The sequence below is a fragment of the Streptomyces caelestis genome (assembly GCF_001279005.1).
GTDB lineage: Bacteria > Actinomycetota > Actinomycetes > Streptomycetales > Streptomycetaceae > Streptomyces > Streptomyces heliomycini.
This window is the reverse complement of sequence record NZ_LGCN01000099.1, coordinates 1-341: the sequence shown is the minus strand read 5'-3', so window position 1 is coordinate 341 and position 341 is coordinate 1. Positions and strand designations below refer to the sequence as shown.

Below are 341 nucleotides of genomic sequence, written 5' to 3'. Positions count from 1 at the left end.
GGCCGTGTGGCGTACACGTTCGGGTTCGAGGGTCCTGCGGTGACGGTGGACACGGCGTGTTCGTCGTCGTTGGTGGCGTTGCACTGGGCGGCGCAGGCGCTGCGGTCGGGTGAGTGCTCGCTCGCCGTGGCCGGGGGCGTCACCGTCATGGCCACGCCCACAGCCTTCGTCGAGTTCTCCCGGCAGGGAGCCCTCTCCGCCGACGGACGCTGCAAGGCCTTCTCCGACACCGCCGACGGAGCCGGCTGGTCCGAGGGTGTGGGTGTGCTGGTGCTGGAGCGGTTGTCGGATGCGCGGCGCCATGGTCATCGGGTGCTGGCGGTGGTGCGGGGCAGTGCGGT

Annotated in this window: 1 protein-coding gene; it reads left to right on the top strand. The window is 71.6% G+C overall.

Annotated elements, in window-relative coordinates:
* The coding region (locus ADK41_RS09930; RefSeq protein ID WP_267883166.1) for a beta-ketoacyl synthase N-terminal-like domain-containing protein at positions 1-341 on the top strand (341 nt) is incomplete at both ends.